The sequence below is a fragment of the Thalassospira sp. MBR-102 genome, assembly GCF_040549275.1.
GTDB classification, from domain to species: Bacteria; Pseudomonadota; Alphaproteobacteria; order Rhodospirillales; family Thalassospiraceae; genus Thalassospira; species Thalassospira xiamenensis.
This window is the reverse complement of sequence record NZ_JBEPTC010000014.1, coordinates 35259-53658: the sequence shown is the minus strand read 5'-3', so window position 1 is coordinate 53658 and position 18400 is coordinate 35259. Positions and strand designations below refer to the sequence as shown.

The 18400-nt window shown below is 53.9% G+C and carries 16 protein-coding genes; 6 read left to right on the top strand and 10 right to left on the bottom strand.

What is annotated here, in order from left to right:
* Position 1: 1 nt before the first annotated feature.
* Positions 2–832, bottom strand: a complete 831-nt coding sequence (kduI, locus tag ABIE64_RS19620; protein WP_037992780.1) for a 5-dehydro-4-deoxy-D-glucuronate isomerase — start codon at positions 830–832, stop codon at positions 2–4.
* Between the two features lie 192 nt (positions 833–1024).
* Here kduI and ABIE64_RS19615 point away from each other — a divergent pair, with 192 nt between their 5' ends.
* On the top strand, positions 1025–2047 hold the full coding sequence (locus ABIE64_RS19615; RefSeq protein WP_354378323.1) for a LacI family DNA-binding transcriptional regulator: 1023 nt from the start codon (positions 1025–1027) through the stop codon (positions 2045–2047).
* Positions 2048–2090: 43 nt separating this feature from the next.
* Here ABIE64_RS19615 and kduD read toward each other — a convergent pair whose 3' ends face one another.
* The 3 genes from kduD to ABIE64_RS19600 are packed head-to-tail and all read right to left on the bottom strand — an operon-like array spanning position 2091 to position 4699.
* The gene (kduD, locus tag ABIE64_RS19610) at positions 2091–2831 is read right to left on the bottom strand and encodes a 2-dehydro-3-deoxy-D-gluconate 5-dehydrogenase KduD (protein ID WP_354378322.1); all 741 of its coding nucleotides are present in this window, start codon (positions 2829–2831) and stop codon (positions 2091–2093) included.
* 40 nt (positions 2832–2871) lie between these two features.
* Entirely contained in the window at positions 2872–4194 is a 1323-nt protein-coding gene (locus ABIE64_RS19605; protein ID WP_223305176.1) for a TRAP transporter large permease, read from the bottom strand.
* A gap of 1 nt (position 4195) precedes the next feature.
* Positions 4196–4699 carry a TRAP transporter small permease gene (locus ABIE64_RS19600; RefSeq protein WP_167443449.1) on the bottom strand — a complete coding sequence of 168 codons (504 nt, stop codon included), beginning with the start codon at positions 4697–4699 and terminating at the stop codon, positions 4196–4198.
* 443 nt (positions 4700–5142) lie between these two features.
* Between ABIE64_RS19600 and ABIE64_RS19595 the strand changes: the two genes are divergently transcribed.
* Complete coding sequence (locus ABIE64_RS19595; RefSeq protein WP_354378321.1) at positions 5143–6117, top strand: TRAP transporter substrate-binding protein; 975 nt, start codon at positions 5143–5145, stop codon at positions 6115–6117.
* A gap of 52 nt (positions 6118–6169) precedes the next feature.
* Entirely contained in the window at positions 6170–7267 is a 1098-nt protein-coding gene (gene bglB, locus ABIE64_RS19590; RefSeq protein ID WP_354378320.1) for a beta-galactosidase BglB, read from the top strand.
* Positions 7268–7334: 67 nt separating this feature from the next.
* On the opposite strand, the gene ABIE64_RS19585 is transcribed toward bglB, so the two are convergent.
* The 4 genes from ABIE64_RS19585 to ABIE64_RS19570 all read right to left on the bottom strand — a co-directional run bounded on the left by ABIE64_RS19585 (position 7335) and on the right by ABIE64_RS19570 (position 12720).
* Positions 7335–8393 (bottom strand): isocitrate/isopropylmalate dehydrogenase family protein, encoded by a 1059-nt coding sequence (locus tag ABIE64_RS19585; protein ID WP_354378319.1) that lies wholly within the window; start codon positions 8391–8393, stop codon positions 7335–7337.
* Between the two features lie 4 nt (positions 8394–8397).
* Positions 8398–9510 (bottom strand): 4-oxalomesaconate tautomerase, encoded by a 1113-nt coding sequence (locus ABIE64_RS19580; RefSeq protein ID WP_062948466.1) that lies wholly within the window; start codon positions 9508–9510, stop codon positions 8398–8400.
* 5 nt (positions 9511–9515) lie between these two features.
* Positions 9516–11495: a tripartite tricarboxylate transporter permease gene (locus ABIE64_RS19575; protein ID WP_354378318.1), complete on the bottom strand. Its 1980-nt coding sequence runs from the start codon at positions 11493–11495 to the stop codon at positions 9516–9518.
* 124 nt (positions 11496–11619) lie between these two features.
* Positions 11620–12720 (bottom strand): Bug family tripartite tricarboxylate transporter substrate binding protein, encoded by a 1101-nt coding sequence (locus tag ABIE64_RS19570; RefSeq protein ID WP_354378317.1) that lies wholly within the window; start codon positions 12718–12720, stop codon positions 11620–11622.
* Positions 12721–12963: 243 nt separating this feature from the next.
* Between ABIE64_RS19570 and ABIE64_RS19565 the strand changes: the two genes are divergently transcribed.
* Together ABIE64_RS19565 and ABIE64_RS19560 are read left to right on the top strand one after the other, a co-directional pair.
* A complete protein-coding gene (locus ABIE64_RS19565) occupies positions 12964–13626 on the top strand; it encodes a response regulator transcription factor (protein WP_062947915.1) in 663 nt (220 codons plus the stop codon).
* Entirely contained in the window at positions 13623–15032 is a 1410-nt protein-coding gene (locus ABIE64_RS19560; protein ID WP_354378316.1) for a sensor histidine kinase, read from the top strand. Before ABIE64_RS19565 ends, ABIE64_RS19560 begins: the two co-directional genes overlap by 4 nt.
* Positions 15033–15101: 69 nt before the next feature.
* Here the strand turns inward: ABIE64_RS19560 and tcuB are convergent, their stop codons facing one another.
* Both tcuB and tcuA read right to left on the bottom strand, forming a co-directional pair.
* Positions 15102–16232, bottom strand: a complete 1131-nt coding sequence (tcuB, locus tag ABIE64_RS19555) for a tricarballylate utilization 4Fe-4S protein TcuB (protein WP_354378315.1) — start codon at positions 16230–16232, stop codon at positions 15102–15104.
* Positions 16216–17604 carry an FAD-dependent tricarballylate dehydrogenase TcuA gene (tcuA, locus tag ABIE64_RS19550; protein ID WP_063095511.1) on the bottom strand — a complete coding sequence of 463 codons (1389 nt, stop codon included), beginning with the start codon at positions 17602–17604 and terminating at the stop codon, positions 16216–16218. Before tcuA ends, tcuB begins: the two co-directional genes overlap by 17 nt.
* A 121-nt stretch (positions 17605–17725) precedes the next feature.
* Here tcuA and ABIE64_RS19545 point away from each other — a divergent pair, with 121 nt between their 5' ends.
* On the top strand, positions 17726–18376 hold the full coding sequence (locus tag ABIE64_RS19545) for a GntR family transcriptional regulator (protein ID WP_062959122.1): 651 nt from the start codon (positions 17726–17728) through the stop codon (positions 18374–18376).
* Positions 18377–18400: the final 24 nt, after the last annotated feature.

Genomic DNA, 18400 nt, shown 5'->3' with positions numbered 1-18400 from the left:
CTTAACGCAGCTCCTTAATGGCAACCGGCGAAACATCGGTATATTCCTGATTTTCCCCGGTCATGCCCCACACAAAACCATACGGCCCGGTACCGGCCCCCATATGAATGGACCAGGCCGGCGACAGGACGACATCGCCATTTGCCACAACCAGATGGCGGGTATTATCCGGGCGCCCCATGAAATGCATAACCCGGTCTTCATCCGACAAATCGAAATAGCAATAGGCCTCCATGCGGCGCTCATGCAGGTGCGGCGGCATGGTGTTCCAGACCGAACCCTTCGCCGGATCGGTAATGCCCATCAGCAACAGACAGGATGGCGCGACCTCTGGATGAATATACATCGCCAGGGAACGGCGATTGCTTTTCTCGGCATCCCCCATCTCAAGGATTTTCGATTCCGCGCGCGTGATCAGACGCGTCGGCACTGAATGCCCCGCCGGGACCGAATTCATATAAAAACGTGCCGGGCTTTTGGCGTCATCACTGCCCAGCGAAACGGTTTCAGCACCACGGCCGATATAAAGAACATCGCGGTTTGCAAGCTCATAGCGCGTTCCGTCCACCTCGATCCAGCCCGCACCGCCAAGGTTTGCAATGCCCATTTCGCGCGCATCAAAGAACAGGTTCGTCCCGACATCTTTGCCATCGCCAAAGCCAAGCGCCTTTTCCCCCGGAACGGCACCACCAACAATCATCCGATCAAAATGAGTATACGCAAAGCTGATCTGACCCGGCACAAAGAGACGCTCGACCATAAAATTCTCGCGCAACTGGGTCGTATTCATTCCATCGATCTGATCGGGACCGGCACCATAGCGTTGTTCCATAGCCACGGGATATCTCCTAAGGATGTTCCTGCACGTTCAGCCACCGTTTGGATCGGTGACGCACTTTATAAATTCGCAGAAGCAGGAAGCTGGCTTCCTGTTCCGCACAGGAAAAAACATCACACCAAGAAATTTTTCGTGCAATATGTAAATAAATTCCACAAACTGATGAGAATCAGGAAAGGGAAAAACATGGCAGTTAGCGGACGCACGAAGATAAGCGACATCGCCTCGCGTCTTGGGGTTTCTACGGCAACCGTATCACGCGCCCTAAGCGGCAATGGCTATGTCCGCGAACATCTCGCCTCCAGAATCCGGGCTGCGGCCATTGAAATGAACTACGCCGTTTCAAGCACCACTGCCGGGCAAAAGGTTCTGATTGTTTCCTCGCAAGAGGCCATGATCGATTTCAAACGCAGCCAGTTCACCATGTATGTTCTCGAAGGGGTTCGCGAACGCGCCGAAAGCCGGGACATCCGCATAGAATCTTACATCTATCAGCCCAATCAACGCTTCGAAGACCTCTACAACGCGGCACAGGCCCCGGATTTGATCGGTCTTTTGCTTGTTTCCGTCGATGATGCGACACTCGATTATGTGCGCGCCTCGGATATGCCTGCCGTCCTGGTCAATGGTGACGATCCGGAAATGCAGCTAAGCTCGGTCACGCCGTGCAATCGATCGGCGGCCTCCTTGGCGACCAAACATCTTATCAATCAAGGACACCGCCATATCCTGTTTCTCAATCGCCCCGGCAGGCGCACGATTCAGCGCCGCTTCGAAGGATGGCGCGACGCCATGGCCGAACATTACAATCCCGACTATGTGATTGATATCGACGACTGGACCGCCGAAGCCGCAAGCCAGCGCATTATCGAGGTCATCGATAGCAACCTTTCTTTCAGCGCCATTGTCGCTGCTGGCGATATCCTGGCTGTCGGCGCTGTTTCCGCCCTGCAAGCCAAGGGCTACAACGTCCCGAAAGATGTTTCTGTGGTCGGCATTGATGGCCTGCCCCAAGGCCAATACATGTCACCCGCGCTGACATCGGTCAAAATTCCGATGCAGACAGTCGGCGCGCTGTCGCTGGATCTGCTGATTGAAACCTGCCGACTGACCAATGCCGATATTGAAATGCCCGCACGCCGGATTGAACTGGCGTGCGAGCTCATTAACCGCGAAAGCGTCGGCCCGCCACCGGCCAAACTACGCTGACAGACATGATCGGCCAAACGTGATCAGGGCGCCACAAACCGCCCTATCGCGCAAGCCAGCCACCATCAACATTCAAAATGGCACCTGAAACATAGTCAGATGCGGGCGCTGCCAGATAAACCGCTGTTTCCGCGATATCATCAGGCCGTCCCCAACGCCCTGCCGGAATACGTTCCAGAATGGCCGCAGACCGATCAGGATCATCACGCAACGCCTGTGTATTGCTTGTCGCGATATAGCCCGGCGCAATCGCATTCACATTGATACCGCGTGCCGTCCATTCATTTGCCAGAATACGGGTCAAACCGGCCACACCATGCTTGGATGTGGTGTAGGACGGAACCCGAATGCCCCCCTGAAACGATAAAAGCGATGCGATATTCACAATCTTGCCCTGCCCGCCGCGCGCAAAGACCTCCTTGGCAAACGCCTGCGCGGTAAAGAACACCGCCTTGGCATTTACATCCATGACAGCGTCCCAGTCTTCTTCGGTAAAATCGATGCAATCGGCGCGGCGGATAATCCCCGCATTGTTGACCAGAATGTCGATATTAGCCCCTTCAAACAGGGCCGCACCCGCCATCGGATCAGCAAAATCAACAATGACCTCGCTTGCAACGCCCCCCGCATCACCGATCATTGCAACCGTTTCGCTACAGCTTCGCCGTCCGGCACAGACAACTTCCGCACCTGCGCGTGCCATGGCGACGGCAATAGCCTGCCCTATTCCGGCATTGGCACCGGTTACCAAAGCTTTTCGACCGCTCAGCGAGAACGCATTCATGATATAACTCCGCTTGGATAGGATTAGGTATGGGTGAACGTCACATCAGCCCAAGGAAACGTGGCAATGCCAACGTGATCCAGGGGACATAAGTGGTCAGAAGCAAGGCCGCCGATGTGGCAAAGAAGAACGGCAGGATCGGCCGCACCACCTGATCAATGCGCAGATTGGCAACCGCACACCCGACAAAAAGGACGCTCCCGACCGGTGGCGTCATCGATCCAACCCCAAGGTTAAAGATCATGATGATGCCCAAATGCACCGGATGAATGCCGATCTCGGTCGCAATCGGCAAAAAGATCGGGGTGAAAATCAACACTGCCGGCGTCAGATCCATGAAAAACCCGATGATCAGCAGACAGACATTCATCACCAGCAAAATCACAATGGGATTGTCAAAGGTCAGAATGGTCTCGGCAATGACATCGGGAATACCGGCAATCGTCATGACATAGGACATGATGCCCGATGCCGCGATCAGAAACAGGATCGAACAACTCGTAACCGCCGACGATTTCAAAGCTTCCAGATATTCCTGCAAGCTTGCCATCCGGTACATCAACGACAGAACAAATGAATACAGAACCGCAACCGCCGCACCTTCTGTCGCGGTAAACGCCCCGATCGCAATGCCACCAATGACCAGGATAATCATCAATAACGGCGGCAGCGCCTGCCATGTCACATGCAGAATTTCCGACCAGCCGACACTACCTTCGGTGCGATAACCGCGACGCATGGCAAAAAAGGTAATGACCATCATAACCGACAGCCCCATCAGGATGCCCGGAAGATACCCGCCAAGAAACAGGGCCGAGATCGACGTCCCGCCAGATACCAGCGAAAACAGGATTAACGGTCCGCTTGGCGGGATCAGAATACCGGTGGGCGCCGATGCAATATTCACCGCTGCCGAAAACGCGGGATCATACCCCTCTTTGCGCTGCAACGGCCCCATAACCCCACCAACGGCGGCCGCAGCAGCAATGGACGACCCGGAAATAGAGCCAAACAGCATATTGGCCAGCACATTGGTATGGGCCAATGCACCGGGCATACGTCCGCCCAGCAACTTCGCCAGATTGATCAGGCGGATTGCGATACCGCCCTTGTTCATGATGTTCCCCGCAAGCACAAAAAACGGGATGGCCAAAAGCGTAAAACTGTCGATGCCCGAAAACATCTTTTGGGCGCTGACGAAACTGATAACGCTTGATGGCAAATAGGCAAAGCCCGTCACAACCGACGAAACACCAATTGCAATCGAAATAGGCGTTCCAAGGGCAAGAAGGCCGAAAAACAGCGCAAACAGCACAATTGCCGCACCCGCAGGATCAAGCATGAAATCAACAAGGGCATCCATTTCAAACTGTCTCCTGCACTTCTTCAACCGGCGCCAGTTGGCCCAGACCGATCAGAATAATATTAAGGGCCTGCAACAGAATGATCAGGCCCGCCGACACCGGAACCGCAAGGTAAACCATCCCCATCGGAATCTGCATGATCGGCGAAAGCTGCGCCATTGCCGACATGCTCGCCCCCCAGCCACCGATCAGCATCGTAAAGCTGGCAAATGCGATGGAAATAACCCCGTTCAGCATCGCCAGCCCTTTGCGCCACCACATCGGCCCCAGAAAAACCAGCAGATCAAGCGACAGATGTTTACGGCTGCCAAAACAGTAAGCCGACCCCAGAAGCGCCATCCAGATCATCGTAAATCGAAGCGTTTCTTCCGTGAACAAGGCAGGCGTTGCCAGCACATAGCGGGTGAAAACCTGCCACAGCATCAGGACCACCATGCAGCACAACGTGATTGAAATAATCACCAGCAGCAGGCGCTCAATACCATGCTTGAGAGATTGCAACACTTCGCGTTTCCTCCGTCGAAGTTGCCTGGCGCAGACAGGCATTCTTTTTATTTCGATTATCCCCAGACCATGCGATGTGAAAACAATATCTGCAATCTGAAAATTATTTTCATAAACATTTCAGAACCGGGCTTACACGTTAAAGCAGGATGATGCAACCGGCGCTGCGCAGCCAAACTGCGCTCCATCACATTCAAAAGATTATCAAACCCGAACAAATCTCTGACCTCAAAGATATTGGCGCGCACTCTGTCCCAAACGTGAATGCCGACGCCCCTTTCGCGCGGTTTCCTCATGTTTGCTTGGCCGTCCGCGAATGAAAATTTATTACATATGGAAATTTTATTTTCACAATGACAGTTTTATCCACATGTCATCGATGAAATGCGGTGACATTTTCGTCACCGCCAATCGGGCGGAAAAAAATCCAAGGGAGGAAAACAATGAAATATCAGAAACTTGCCTTGACCTTAACTGCAATCGCGACTCTTGCGGTCGGCCAGGCAGAGGCCAAAACACGTTTGACTCTGGCCAATTCGCTGTCGGCGGACCACCCGACCAGCACCGCCCTGCAACAATTTGCTGATGAAGTCAAAGAACGTACAGACGGCGAAGTTACCATTCAGCTGTTCTTAAATGCGGTTCTGGGGTCCGAGCGCGAAGTCCTCGAACAGCTTCAGAACGGTGCGGTTGACATGACCCGTGTGAGCGCAGGCAACCTCGAAAACTTTGACCCGGTATTCAAGGCATTCACCCTGCCTTATATCTTCAAGGGCGAAGACCATTTCTATCGCGTCATGACCGGACCGGTCGCAGACGAGGTCTATAACGCCACAGAAGGCAGCGGCTTTGTCGGCCTGACCTTCTTCGACAGCGGCGCACGTTCGTTCTATACCACCGATAAACCGATCAATACGCCAGAAGATCTTGCAGGCCAGAAAATCCGGGTTCTGAACTCCAACAGCTCGATCCGCATGGTCGAAATGATGGGGGGCTCCCCGACACCGATGCCCTACGCCGAAATCTACACGGCCCTGCAAATGGGCGTGATTGATGGTGCGGAAAACAACGTCACGGCTTTGACCATCGGTCGTCACGGCGAAGTCGCCAAATTCTATTCGCAGGACGAACATCTTCGCATTCCGGATTTCCTCGTGATCTCCAACGCGGCGGCAGAAAAACTCACCGACGAACAGAACACCATCGTTAAGGAAGCTGCTCTTCACGCGACTGAATCCTTCCGTGCGCTTTGGGACCAGGCCGTCAAGGATTCGACCACCGAAGCAGAAAAGATGGGCGTGACCTTTGTCTCCCCGGATCAGGCCCCCTTCCGCGAAAAAGTCATGCCGCTGCTTGACGAGTATCGTAACGATCCGGATTTCGGCGGTCTCCTGACCCAGATCCTCGAAACCGAATAATTTTCCGCTCCGCGCCACCAAATTCCTTCAGAAAAAACAGCGAGACATAATAATGGGAACCGATACCGTCAGCCTTCACCACGAATTGAAAGAGAAAATCTCTCAGATAGTGACAGGCTTACGTAACCTGCGAGACGAAGGACAATTCAACGAGCCGAACCTTGATGGAACAGCCGGTGATTATGTCAGTTTCGATAGTTGGGAATGGCCACAGGGTGTCGGTCTGTACGGAATTGCGCAACTCTGGCTCCAGACCGGAGACGCAGAAGCGCGGAGAATTCTGGAAAATTGGTACGAAAAACAGCTTTCCCGGGGCCTGCCGCCCCAGAATGTGAACACGACAGCCCCCATGCTGGCCCTGTCCATTCTGTGGCAGCAGACCCGGGATTCTCGATGGGAACCTGTTCTTGACGATTGGGCAAACCGCCTGATCGCAGAAGCCCCGCGCACCACGTCCGGCGGGTTCCAGCACGATGTTTCAGACAAGATCAATAACGGCGAACTGTGGGACGATACCCTGTTCATGCTCGCCCTGTTTCTGGCATCCTACGGTCAGGCTTCCGGCCGAAAAGACCTGATCGACGAAGCCAAATTCCAGTTTCTGGTCCACACCCACTATCTTTGCGAACCCGAAACCGGCCTGTGGTTTCATGGCTGGACCTTCGATGGAAATCACAATTTCGCCCGCGCGCGCTGGGCGCGCGGCAATTCATGGATTTCGGCAGGAATACTCGATCTGATTGATCTTGCCGATCTTGATGTCGCCACACGCCGCTATCTGCTGTGGGTTGTCAAGGCACAGCTATCAAGCCTGATCGACTACCAGACCCAAAACGGCACATGGCACACACTGGTCGATGATCCAACTTCTTACGAGGAAATCTCGGCAACCTCTGCAATCGGCTATGCGCTGCTCAAAGGATATCGCCTGGGCCTTGGCCCCGAAAGCTGGAAAACGGCCGGTCAAAAGGCTCTGCATGCCGTGCTCGAAAACATCGACAGTAATGGCGTCGTGCAACAGGTTTCCTATGGCACCCGCATGGGACATGACCTTGAATTCTACAAGAACATCCCCCTGCACCCCACCGGCTATGGCCAATCCATGGCGCTTCTATGTCTCGTCGAAGCACTCAATCATATTGTCGAATAGAATTACGCTTCAATTAAAGCTTCGAAAGCCCCTGTCCGCATTGCGGCAGGGGCTCTTTTATAAGTTTTCAGCGAAGCCTATCGACCAAAATCGAACCAAAATCACGACAAGACAATGATCCGGCAAGGTCTGCTGTTCGCGTTTCCAGATTTTTCAGCATTTCGGCAATTGCCTTATCCAGCCGGTTTGCAGCCTGCTGCAAATCGCTGCGGCCAGCTTCTCCGCCCTTCCAATCCAGAAGCAAAACGGTCGACAGCAAAAGCGATACGGGGTTGGCGATATTCTTGCCTGCAATATCGGGGGCTGAACCATGCGATGCCTGCGCAATCGCATTTTCATCCCCGACATTGAGTGACCCGGAAAGCCCAAGCCCACCTGCCAGCTCCGCCGCCTCATTCGAAAGGATGTCACCAAACATGTTGGTCGTTACAATTACGTCAAACGCATCTGGCGTTCTGACCAGAAGTGATGCCATCGCATCAACATGTTCTTCGCGAACCGTAAGTCCGCCCTGCTCGGCTGCGGCTTTCTCTGCTTCGGATAAAAACAGACCGTCACTAAGCTTTAAAACATTGGCCTTGTGCACAATGGTCAAATGCCCGCGACGTTTGGCTGCAAGGCGCGCAGCAAATGCCGACACCCGATAACTTCCCTGGCGCGTCACCTTGCGCATCGCCAGCGCAAGATCAGGGGTTGGCATCACCTCGCCGGTGCCCGCATACATGGTGCGATCGGCATAAAAACCTTCTGTGTTCTCACGCACAATCACCAAATCCATGGCTCCAACAGCCGAAGTAAGCCCCTCAAACACCTTCGAAGGCCTTACATTGGCATACAGATCAAGATTGATGCGCAATGCCGCAGAAGGATTGATCCCACCCTGATCTGCCGGAGGATAATGCGCGGTATCAACCGGCCCCAGAATGGTCAGATCAGCCTTGCGGACACGCTCGATCAATTCCGGGGTAATGGTGGCACCGTACTTTTCCAACGATGCAAATCCGACGTCTTCGCTGCTAAATTTTAGCCCCAGCGAAAATGAACGGTCCAATGCCTCAAGCACATTGCGGGTGACAGCCGTAATTTCCGGTCCGATCCCGTCGCCCGGCAATAAAAGAACATCCACGACCCTAAACCTCCGTCAGAATATTTTCAGGAACAAGAACCCGACCTTCAAATAACCGGCGTGCGGTGCGGATCACCCCGCCGGAAATCACCGAAAGATTTGGCCCCGATCCTTCGATGGTAAGTTCCACTGCAATCATGCCACTTGGATGTTCAATCTGAATCCACTGTTGCGGCAAGGCCTTGAGACTGATCATACCATCAACGATGCTTCCAGAAAGTGATGCGCAACTGGCAACACAAATCGCACCGGTCACCGCATGGGTCGCATGGCAATTATGCGGCACAAAATAGCGCGATGTAATATCGCCACCTTTTGTCGGCTCTGACAGAATAGCCATTTTCGGCACGACCTTGCCGGTACAATCGCCAAGCCCCATCAGTTCCGATGCTTTGCGGCGCACGGCTTCCATCCGCGCAATCAGTTCTGCATTGCCGTCAAGCTGCGCCTTTGTTTCATTCCCCGTTATTCCAAGATCGCGGGCGCGAAACATCACCATCGGAACCGCCACATCAATACAGGTCACTTCAAGCCCGTCGATATAGTTGATCGGTTTCCCCGTTGGCAGGAGCCGACCGGTTTTGCTGCCCATGATATCCTTGAACCGCAATATCAGCGGGGACGCCGTCCCGGGCACGCCATCAATCGCCGCATCCCCGCTATAGGTCACCTTTCCGCCGGGTGTCGCGACCAGGACGTCAACCAATGCACCGACATTTTTATTGTAAATGCGCACCAGCGTTTGATCCCCTGTAACAGGCACCAAACCGGCCTCAATCGCAAACGGGGCAACTGCTGCGGTCATGTTCCCGCAATTCGGATTAACGTCAACCTCTGCCCTATCGATGGCGACCTGGGCAAACAGGAACTCGACATCTGCATCCGGTCGGCTGGACGGCGCAACAATGCATGATTTGCTGGTTAACGTATCGGCACCGCCAATTCCATCAATCTGACGTTTGTCTGGTGACCCCATCGCCGCAAGCAAAAGACGATCACGCGCCGCAATGTCTTCGGGCAAATCACTGGCCAAAAAGATCGGCCCTTTTGATGTCCCGCCGCGCATCATCACGCAGGGAACGGCATGTTGGTCATTCACAATCACGGTATTTTTCATGTCGATCACCCCAGCGGCCAGGGAAGTTCAATCAGGTCCTGAAGTATCCCGGCCGGGAAATCGAGAACCAGAGACCACGCAAGAACACAAAGCCCGCCAATCGCAAGCCCGGTTAAAAGCAACGTCCGAAGCCACGATGCCTTTGCCTTGACCCGAAGGAAGGCAATGAAGAACCCGGTAATCGCAATCAGGAACCCAAACACGGCGGTTGCGGCCACCATTCCGGCAACCCAAAGAACGTAGTGCCAAAGACCTGCGGTCGGCTTCACGTCCTGATGTTCAAGGTCAAATTCATGATCAAAATTGGCCGCATGGGACGGTGGCGATACAATCAATTGCCAGATCAAAATCGCCGAAACGACAAACATCACGACCGAAACCGCACCGGTAAAGACACTGCCAAGGAAGGAATGCTGCGTTGCATCCCAAATTCCGAACGCAAAGAACGCCAGAAGCACGCCCGCAAACAGGATTTGCGGCCAGCGTTTCGGATTGTGGGAATGACTGCTTTCTTCTTCTTCAACCGGATTTACCGGGTGTTTTCGCATCCCCATAAGAACGGAAATGACTGTCAGAGCCGCGATAATTACCACACCTGGGCGGGTCAAGAATTCCCAGTTGTAGAATTGCAGGGCCTGATAAAGGTAGGTTTCCGTGTTGGATGCGAGCACAAAACCAATCAGAAACGCCGGGCGAGGCCAGCCAAAACGTTTCATCAGAACACCAAGAACACCAAGCACCAACAAGGCGATCATATCGGAAAGGGAACGCGTCGCCTGAAACGCGGCAAAGCAGATCACCGTAATCATGAACGGCGCAAGGTAACCGTATTTGATTGTCGTCAGGCGGGAAACGAAAGGCGAAATCAGCAATGCACCACCAGCACCAACCACATTGGCAATCGCGAGAGACCAGATGATCGTGTAGGTGATATCAAGATCGCGCCCAACCATTGCAGGGCCGGCTTCAAGACCAATCAGGACCATACCGCCAAGGAAAACAGCCATGCTGCCCGATCCGGGAATACCAAACAGCAAGGTGGGAACGAGCCCGCCGCCCTCCTTGGCATTGTTTGCGCTTTCCGGTGCCAGAACACCGCGAATATCGCCCTTGCCGAATTGCGATTTGTCTTTTGCGGTCTGGACCACATGGCCGTAGGCGATCCAGTCGACAACACTTCCGCCAAGCCCGGGCAGGGCCCCGACAATACTGCCAAGACCGGCACAACGCAGGCACAACCATTTGTGACGGATCATATCCCGAACGCCGTCGCGCCACCCCAGACCAAGGGTGCCCTTATCAGAAATAGATCGATTTTGCCGGCACAGGTCGATGATTTCAGGGAACGCAAACATGCCCAGCCCGACAATGACGAGTGGCAGACCATCCATCAGATAAACAGAGTCAAAGCTCATGCGGAGTTCGCCGGTGGCCGGAGCCGCACCAAGTGCACCCAGCAGCAAGCCAAGGCCCGCAGCAATCACGCCTTTAGGCAGGCTTTTACCGGCAAGAACGCCGACCATCGACAGGCCAAGAACAGCGAGCATAAAGAGTTCGGCCGAACCAAATGCCAGGATCAGAGGCCGCGCGATCACGACAAAGCCGGTCAGGATAACAGCACCCACCAGTCCCCCGACCAAGGATGCCGAAAATGCAGCCCCCAGCGCACGGGCACCATGGCCTTTTTTAGCCAAAGGAAACCCATCAAGAACTGTTGCTTGTGATGCACTTGATCCCGGTATCCCCATCAAGACAGATGTAAAGGTATCCGAGGTCGGGATAACAGCAACAAGACCGATCAACATTGCAAGTGCCGAAATCTGGTCCATGCCATAAATGAAAGGTAACAGAAGAGACAGCCCGACAATTCCGCCCAGACCGGGCAGAATGCCAACAATCATGCCCATTCCAACCCCCAGCAAAAGATAGATCAGATGGGTTGGCTGCGCGAAATGAGACAGTGCCGTCATCATTGCATCAAGCATCAGGAAACTCCGTCAAAAGACAAAGTTCGCCCGTTCCCTTGAAACGACCAGACAGTCGCAGGGTGAAAAAAGCGGGGTGGACAAGGCCACCCCGATCAGGAAACGGGAGACTTCAGATTTTCAGTTAGAACTGAACCGAATATTTATCGGTCAACCATTTTTGCACCCACTCACGGGCTTCTTCTGGAACGTTCACAGCCATGCGGAAAATACGCTCTGCTGGCTCGCCAACGATCTGTTTGTATTCGCCAAGCGTTGCCTGTCGATCAGCAAGAAAGCTTTCATCTTCGGTTGCGGCCTGTGCCGCTTCACGATAGGCCTGCACGATTTCCTCAGGCGTATCTTTTGGCAGGAAGACCATTTTCTGAGCCGGGAAACCGGCAATGAAAAAGGCCTTGTAAGCATCCCAGGCGGGACCTGAAGGTTTTTCACCCTTCATCATCTCGTATGCTTCCGGGAAACTTGGCAGGTCGGGGAAGGAAGGATCGCGCACGATATTGCCGTCATCGTCGATCGCCCCCCACGAGAACAGCGGAACAGCGCTGCCGATATCAACAAGTGGTGTAACGTTGTTAATAAACGCCGACGAAGTCTGGTAATCGATGTTGACTTCGCCACGCTCAAACGCAAGACGACCGGCCCCGCGGCCTTTCATGCCAAACACGGCATCGACATCAAGTCCCAGCAGTTCAAACGCTAGCAACGGAACCAGATCAAGGGATGTCGCGCCCTGACTACCATAACGCAACTTGACGGTTTCAAGTGCTTTCATGTCAGCAGCCGACTTAAGACCAAGATCGGAATTCACATAAACAACACCACCCGTCGGCGAAGCCAAAACCACGCGCCAGTCACGCATTTCATATTGCACGCGTTTGTCGCGCAACAGATACGGAAACTGGGTTGAGCCGGAAGTTCCGATGGCGGTCAATCCATCAGGTTTGGCCCGGGCTTCAAACTGGTTCGCCCCCGAAGTCGAACCGCCGCCCGGAATGTTCTTGACGACAACGGTCGGGTTTCCCGGCAGAAAGACGCTGAAATACGGTGCCCAGAACCGGCCCCAGGTATCAGTCCCCCCACCTTCACCGAACGGAATAATCAGTTCGACACGATCCCCGGCAAAGTCGGCATCCTGTGCGGTTGCTGTACCGGCAAAGCCAAAAGCAATTGCCGCAGCCGCACAAGCGGTTTTGAATGATTGATTAACGGTTTTTCCCCATGACATTGGGCTTTCCCTCCATAACGGTTGTTTTCTCTCGAACGGAAGGAAGAAGCGCGTGACGCACAGACATGCATCAAGTGTCGATTTCCTCCCATTCAGGCTTTCGGCTGTTATTGTTCTTCTGACCGGTCGTTGCCGGGAGTGCCGTTTGCCTATGACGCAAAATCTAAACGAAAAAGCTGTCAGTTTGCTGTCTAGGGTCAAATTTTTCATTTTCGAAGTCGTTTTCGGTGTTATTTAGGCAGAATGCGTATCCTGATCGTAGAAGATAACCTTGTTCTGGCTGACAAAATCGCTGCTGCCCTGCGGCAGACCGATCATGCTGTCGATCTGGTTCATGATGGCGAAGATGCTCTTCGACTTGTTCTGCAAGAAACCTTCGATCTTCTGATTCTCGATTTGTCGCTTCCGGGACTGGACGGGATTGAAATTCTGAAAACCGTGCGCGCGCGCAAAATCAATTTGCCCGTCATGATCCTGACCGCACGCGGCAATCTGGATGAACGTGTCGCTGGTCTGGATGCCGGGGCAGACGATTATATGGTCAAACCGTTCGAGCTGTCGGAACTCGAAGCCCGTGCCCGCGCACTTTTACGACGCAATATCGGGCAGCGTAATCCCGCCATCACGGTTGGAAAACTGACATTCAATTCGGTGGACCGGTCCGTCACGATTGATGGACAGCCCGTTTCGCTAACACCGCGCGAACGTGGTGTGCTGGAAATCCTGCTGCTGAACGTAAGCCAAGTGATCAGCAAGGAAAAAATCGCCCTGCATCTGTTCGGTTTTGATGATGAGGCCAGCGTAAAATCCATCGAACTTTACATCAGTCGCCTGCGCAAAAAAATTGCATCAGGTGATGTCGAAGTCCGGACTATTCGCGGACTTGGCTATATGATTGACGAATGACCGAAAACGCTACCGCCATATCAACATCATTGCGCGCAAGGCTCCTGCGCTGGCTTTTGCTGCCTGGATTAATGCTGGCATTCGGGCTGCTGGCCAAAAACTATCTGACCGTTAGCGAAATGGCCAACCGTATTCAGGACCGGCTTCTGGTCGCCTTGGCGGTAACGATTTCCGAACACGCAATCAATTCGAGGGGCGATTTGCTATCGCGTGATATCGAGTTGCTGCTCGAGCAATTCACCCGCGAAAACACATATTACCGCGTACAGGGTCCGGACGGGGCGTTTGTGACGGGGGATTCTGGTCTGCCGCGACTGCCCGATGGTGTTACGCTGGAACCGGGTGTCCCCCATTTCTATAACGCACACTATCGTAACGAGGACGTACGCGCGGTAACCATGAAATATCTGGTTTCCAATCCGTCGTCGAACATCTATGGCTGGGTCACCATTGATGTCAGCCAGACCCGTCGTGAACGCGACAATCTGATTTATGACGAACTTCTGGGATCGACCACTGATTTTCTGGTTCTGATGTTTCTCGGCGGCGTTTTCGCGTGGATCGGCGTTTCACGCGGACTTGCCCCCTTAAGACGCCTTCAACAGGCAATCCGCCGCAGATCAACTGATGATTTGCGGCCAATTCGCCATGCCATGCCCAAGGAGGTCACCGAGGTCGTCAGATCTCTAAATGCACTTTTGGCACGTCTGGAAAGCTCAATCACGGCCAATCAGCGTTTCATCGCCGATGCATCACACCAGCTACGTACCCCGCTTGCGACAGTACAGGCCGAAGCCGAATGGGCTTTGCGCAATGCCAGCGACCAACAAGACCGTCAAGCTCTTGAACGTATCGTCAGTCAAACCCGTCAGACGGCCAGACTTGCCAACCAGCTTCTGAACCTCGCGCGGGTATCACCGGAAGGCCGAAAGGCTGTCCGCTACGAGAAGACCGACCTCTTGGCCCTTGCCGCCTCGGTGACATCCGGGATGGTTCGCTATGCGATCCGCCACGATATTGATCTTGGTTTCGACGATCAAAGCGAGGGCATGAACTGTGAAATTGAAACAGGAAACGAGGTTCTGCTTCAGGAAATGCTTGGCAACCTGATCGAGAATGCCATTTTATATGGCACTCCCGGCACGATTGTGACGGTTCGCGTCATTGGTCGCGGCGTTGCAGTAGGTCCGGTTCTGGAGGTTGAAGACAACGGCCCCGGTATCCAGGAAAAAGACCGCGATACGGTTCTGGAACGGTTCGTGCGCCTTGATGAGCAAAACGGGCAAGGATGTGGCCTTGGACTGGCTATTGTCAAAGAAGTTGCCAATGCACATCAGGCCGTTATGTCCCTTGAAGACGGCAAAGACGGTGTCGGCCTGAAGGTGCGGATTGCATTCCCGCGCTAACCGGTTCTATCTGTCTCGTTGCAGACAAAAGACCGGCACGTCGTGCGCCGGTCTTTTGTCTTTTGACGTTCAGGCCGCTTTCTTGTCCGAACAAACGCCGACCACCTGCTTGTGATCGTTCTTTTCGACCGCAAACACAATCAGCGCGATCAGGCGATAAAAACCATGCACAAACTTGCCATATGGCATGGACAGAAACAGCGTCATCACAACACCAAGATGGATGCTTAACATCACCCCGACATATTGCGTATCACGCACAAACATCAGGCAAAGTCCGGTCAGACTTGTCAAAAACAGCAGAACCAGAAAACTGACATCCATACCCTTGTTCGTTTTGCCTTTCGGGGCGGCATCTGCCCTGGCCTTCAGGATCAGCAGCCCCGCCGGCCCCACAATAAGACCAAGTCCTCCCAGAATGCCAAACAGTTTGGGCAGGCTCAAATACCCGTACGGTGCGGGAAGATCGAAGCCATAATGCAATACCGTGGCCGACGATGTGGCAGCAAAGCACAGCATGAAGCCCCAGAATGTCATCTGATGGAACCAACGCCTTGCCATGGAGGGCGTTTCGCTTGGATACGAGCATCCCTGCCCGTTACCCCCATCCAGATATTTCAGCGAAAGAGCATCTTTGATCCCCTGCATGACGCGGGGATAATCAAGCCTGAAAGGACTTGGCAAATTCATTGTCCGCCAGAATTTGACAATCGAAACCAGCAGCGCAAGCAGCACAAATCCACCGACCGCACCAAACATTGCGGCCAGGACATCATGCGAAATCACGCCGTAAAATGCGTTGTCGTGCGCTGAAAAGAAATCATCCCCGGTTAGAATGGCCGTTCCGCCCAGAAAAAGCGTGATCACAACGATTGACAGAAAACTGACCCAAAGACCGTTATTGGCAAACAGCTTGCCCATAAAGCCCGGCCACGCATAAACGCCGTAGTTTTCCTGCCTGAGCTCCGCCATCGCAGCCGGAACGTTAAGCTGAAATTCGTGTGGCGGCGCATATTGGCAATTGTGATAACAGGCCCCGCAGTTATGGCAAAGGTTTGCCAGATAATCGAGCGTATCGGAATTGAATTCCAGCCGCAGTTCCATCGCTTGGAAAACGGCGCAATGTCCCTCGCAATAACGGCAGGCATTGCAGATCGACATCAAGCGGGCGGCTTCGGCTGTTTTATCGGTTGAGCGCATAATCGGCAGCCTCCCTTCCTGCAATTCGTCCAAACACATTTCCAATCGTCATGCCAATCCCGGCAAGATATCCCTGGCCCAGAACGTTTCCGGCCATAATTTCACCCGCAGCAAAGATGTTCGGGCTTTCGGTCCCGTCGGCCATCTGCATCTGCGCCTTTTCGCTGACTTCCACCCCGAGATAGGTGAATGTGATGCCCGGCCGCAGGCAATAGGCGCTATAGGGGGGATGATCGAGGGTTCGCGCCCAGTTGGTCTTGTTCACCACAAGCCCGCTGGTATGAACCCCATCCAGTTCGGTATGATCAAATTTTCCCGGTTGAACCGCCGCGTTATAGTCGGCAACGGTTTTCTCAAGCGTCGCGGGATCCAGACCGATCTTTTGGGCCAATTCGCCAATCGTATCGGCGACCACGGCGGGGAAAACGGGGGGCATAAAGGCACCACGCGCCTTCTGGTCAATAATCACATGGGCCACCTGATCAGGTTGGTCCGCAACAAGACGGCCCCAGATCGCATATCGCTTTGGCCAGAAATCCTCGCCTTCATCATAAAATCGCTCGGCATTCCTGTTCACCACAATACCAAGCGACACGCAGTCAACCCGCGTGCAGATTCCGCCGTCAAACTTTGGCGCGCGCCCGTCAATTGCCACCGCATGGCACTGATTGGGTTCCCCGATCTGCCGGGCCCCGGCATCAAGCAGCATGCGCAGCAAATCACCACGATTATAGGGCGTCCCCCGGATCAGGAAATTTTCGGCAATGTCGCCCCATGCCTCTTTCAGCCACTCGATATTCGCTTCAAATCCGCCAGCTGCCGCAACGAACGCATTTGCCGAAATGGTGTGATCACCCACCTGAAGGCTTTTAAATCTTCCTTCCGAAATCTCTACGGACGTGACCATCGCATCGTAATGAACTTCAACGCCAAGCTTATCGGCATGCCGATAAAGGGCGTTTAACAGTTGCTTGCCCCCGCCCATGAAGAACGCATTCGTTCGGCCCAAATGCAGGGTTCCGCCAAGTGGCGGCTGAAACTGCACACCGCGCGCCTCAAGCCAGTCAACGGCTTCTGTCGATTGGCGCAGGGTCATGCGGGCGAGTGTTTCGTTGGTTTTCCCCTTGGTCACCCGCATCAGGTCATCCCAGTATTCCGCCTCGTCATAGGTGCCGCTCAAAACCGACAAGGGGCCAATATGCATGGGTCGCAAATTGCGGGTATGGCGGGTATTCCCGCCGCGATGGGTTCTGGGTGCCCCTTCCAGCAGACAGACGCGCGCGCCTTTTTCCGCAGCGACGATCGCGGCAATCAGCCCCGCCTGCCCGCCGCCCGCGACAAGGACATCATAATGATCGGATTCAGTTTTCACGGCGTCTCCACCTCTTTTCGTATTTTAATGGATACTCTTGTATACAATTGTCGCCAACCTTGAGATTTCAGCATGCTTGTGTCAAGTTAAAAACCAGACAGAACAAAGCAGGTGCCTTCTCATGAGCCCAGATTCCGCCGATCACCAGCCCCGCGGGGAAGTTGCCTATCAAAAGCTTCTGGCAGCCATCCAGCATGGCGAACTCAAGCCGGGGACCCGAATCCGCGAGGTGGAAGTTGCTGAAAGGTTTGGAATCAGCCGCACCCCGGTGCGCGATGCCATTCGGCGTCTGGAAAGTGATGGGCTGCTGATCCACATGCCGCGACACGGGGCCGTCATCAAGGAACTCGATCATCGCGAAGTGATCGAACTGTATGAAATTCGCGAAGTTTTGGAAGGAACAGCCGCCCGCTATGCCGCGCGCCACGCATCAGAGCTTGAAATCGCCGAACTGGAAGATCTCAATGAACTGATGCTGAAAAACGGGCAGGACCCGGTGAAAGTTGCAGAAGCAAACCGGCTGTTTCATCAGGCACTGTATAGAACGGCGAACAATCGCTATCTTATTGATGCACTTAATTCTTTATCGAATTCAATGGCGCTTCTGGGCGGTACGACGCTTCAATATGACGGCCGCCCCGAAAGTGCCTATCAGGAACATAAGAACATTATCGACAGCATCCGGTCCGGCAACGCCGATCAGGCCGATGCCGATGCAAGACATCACATCCGAAGCGCTCAAAGGCTGCGAATCAAGCTATTGCGTGAATAAGAGGCGATCGTTGCACGCTGTTGC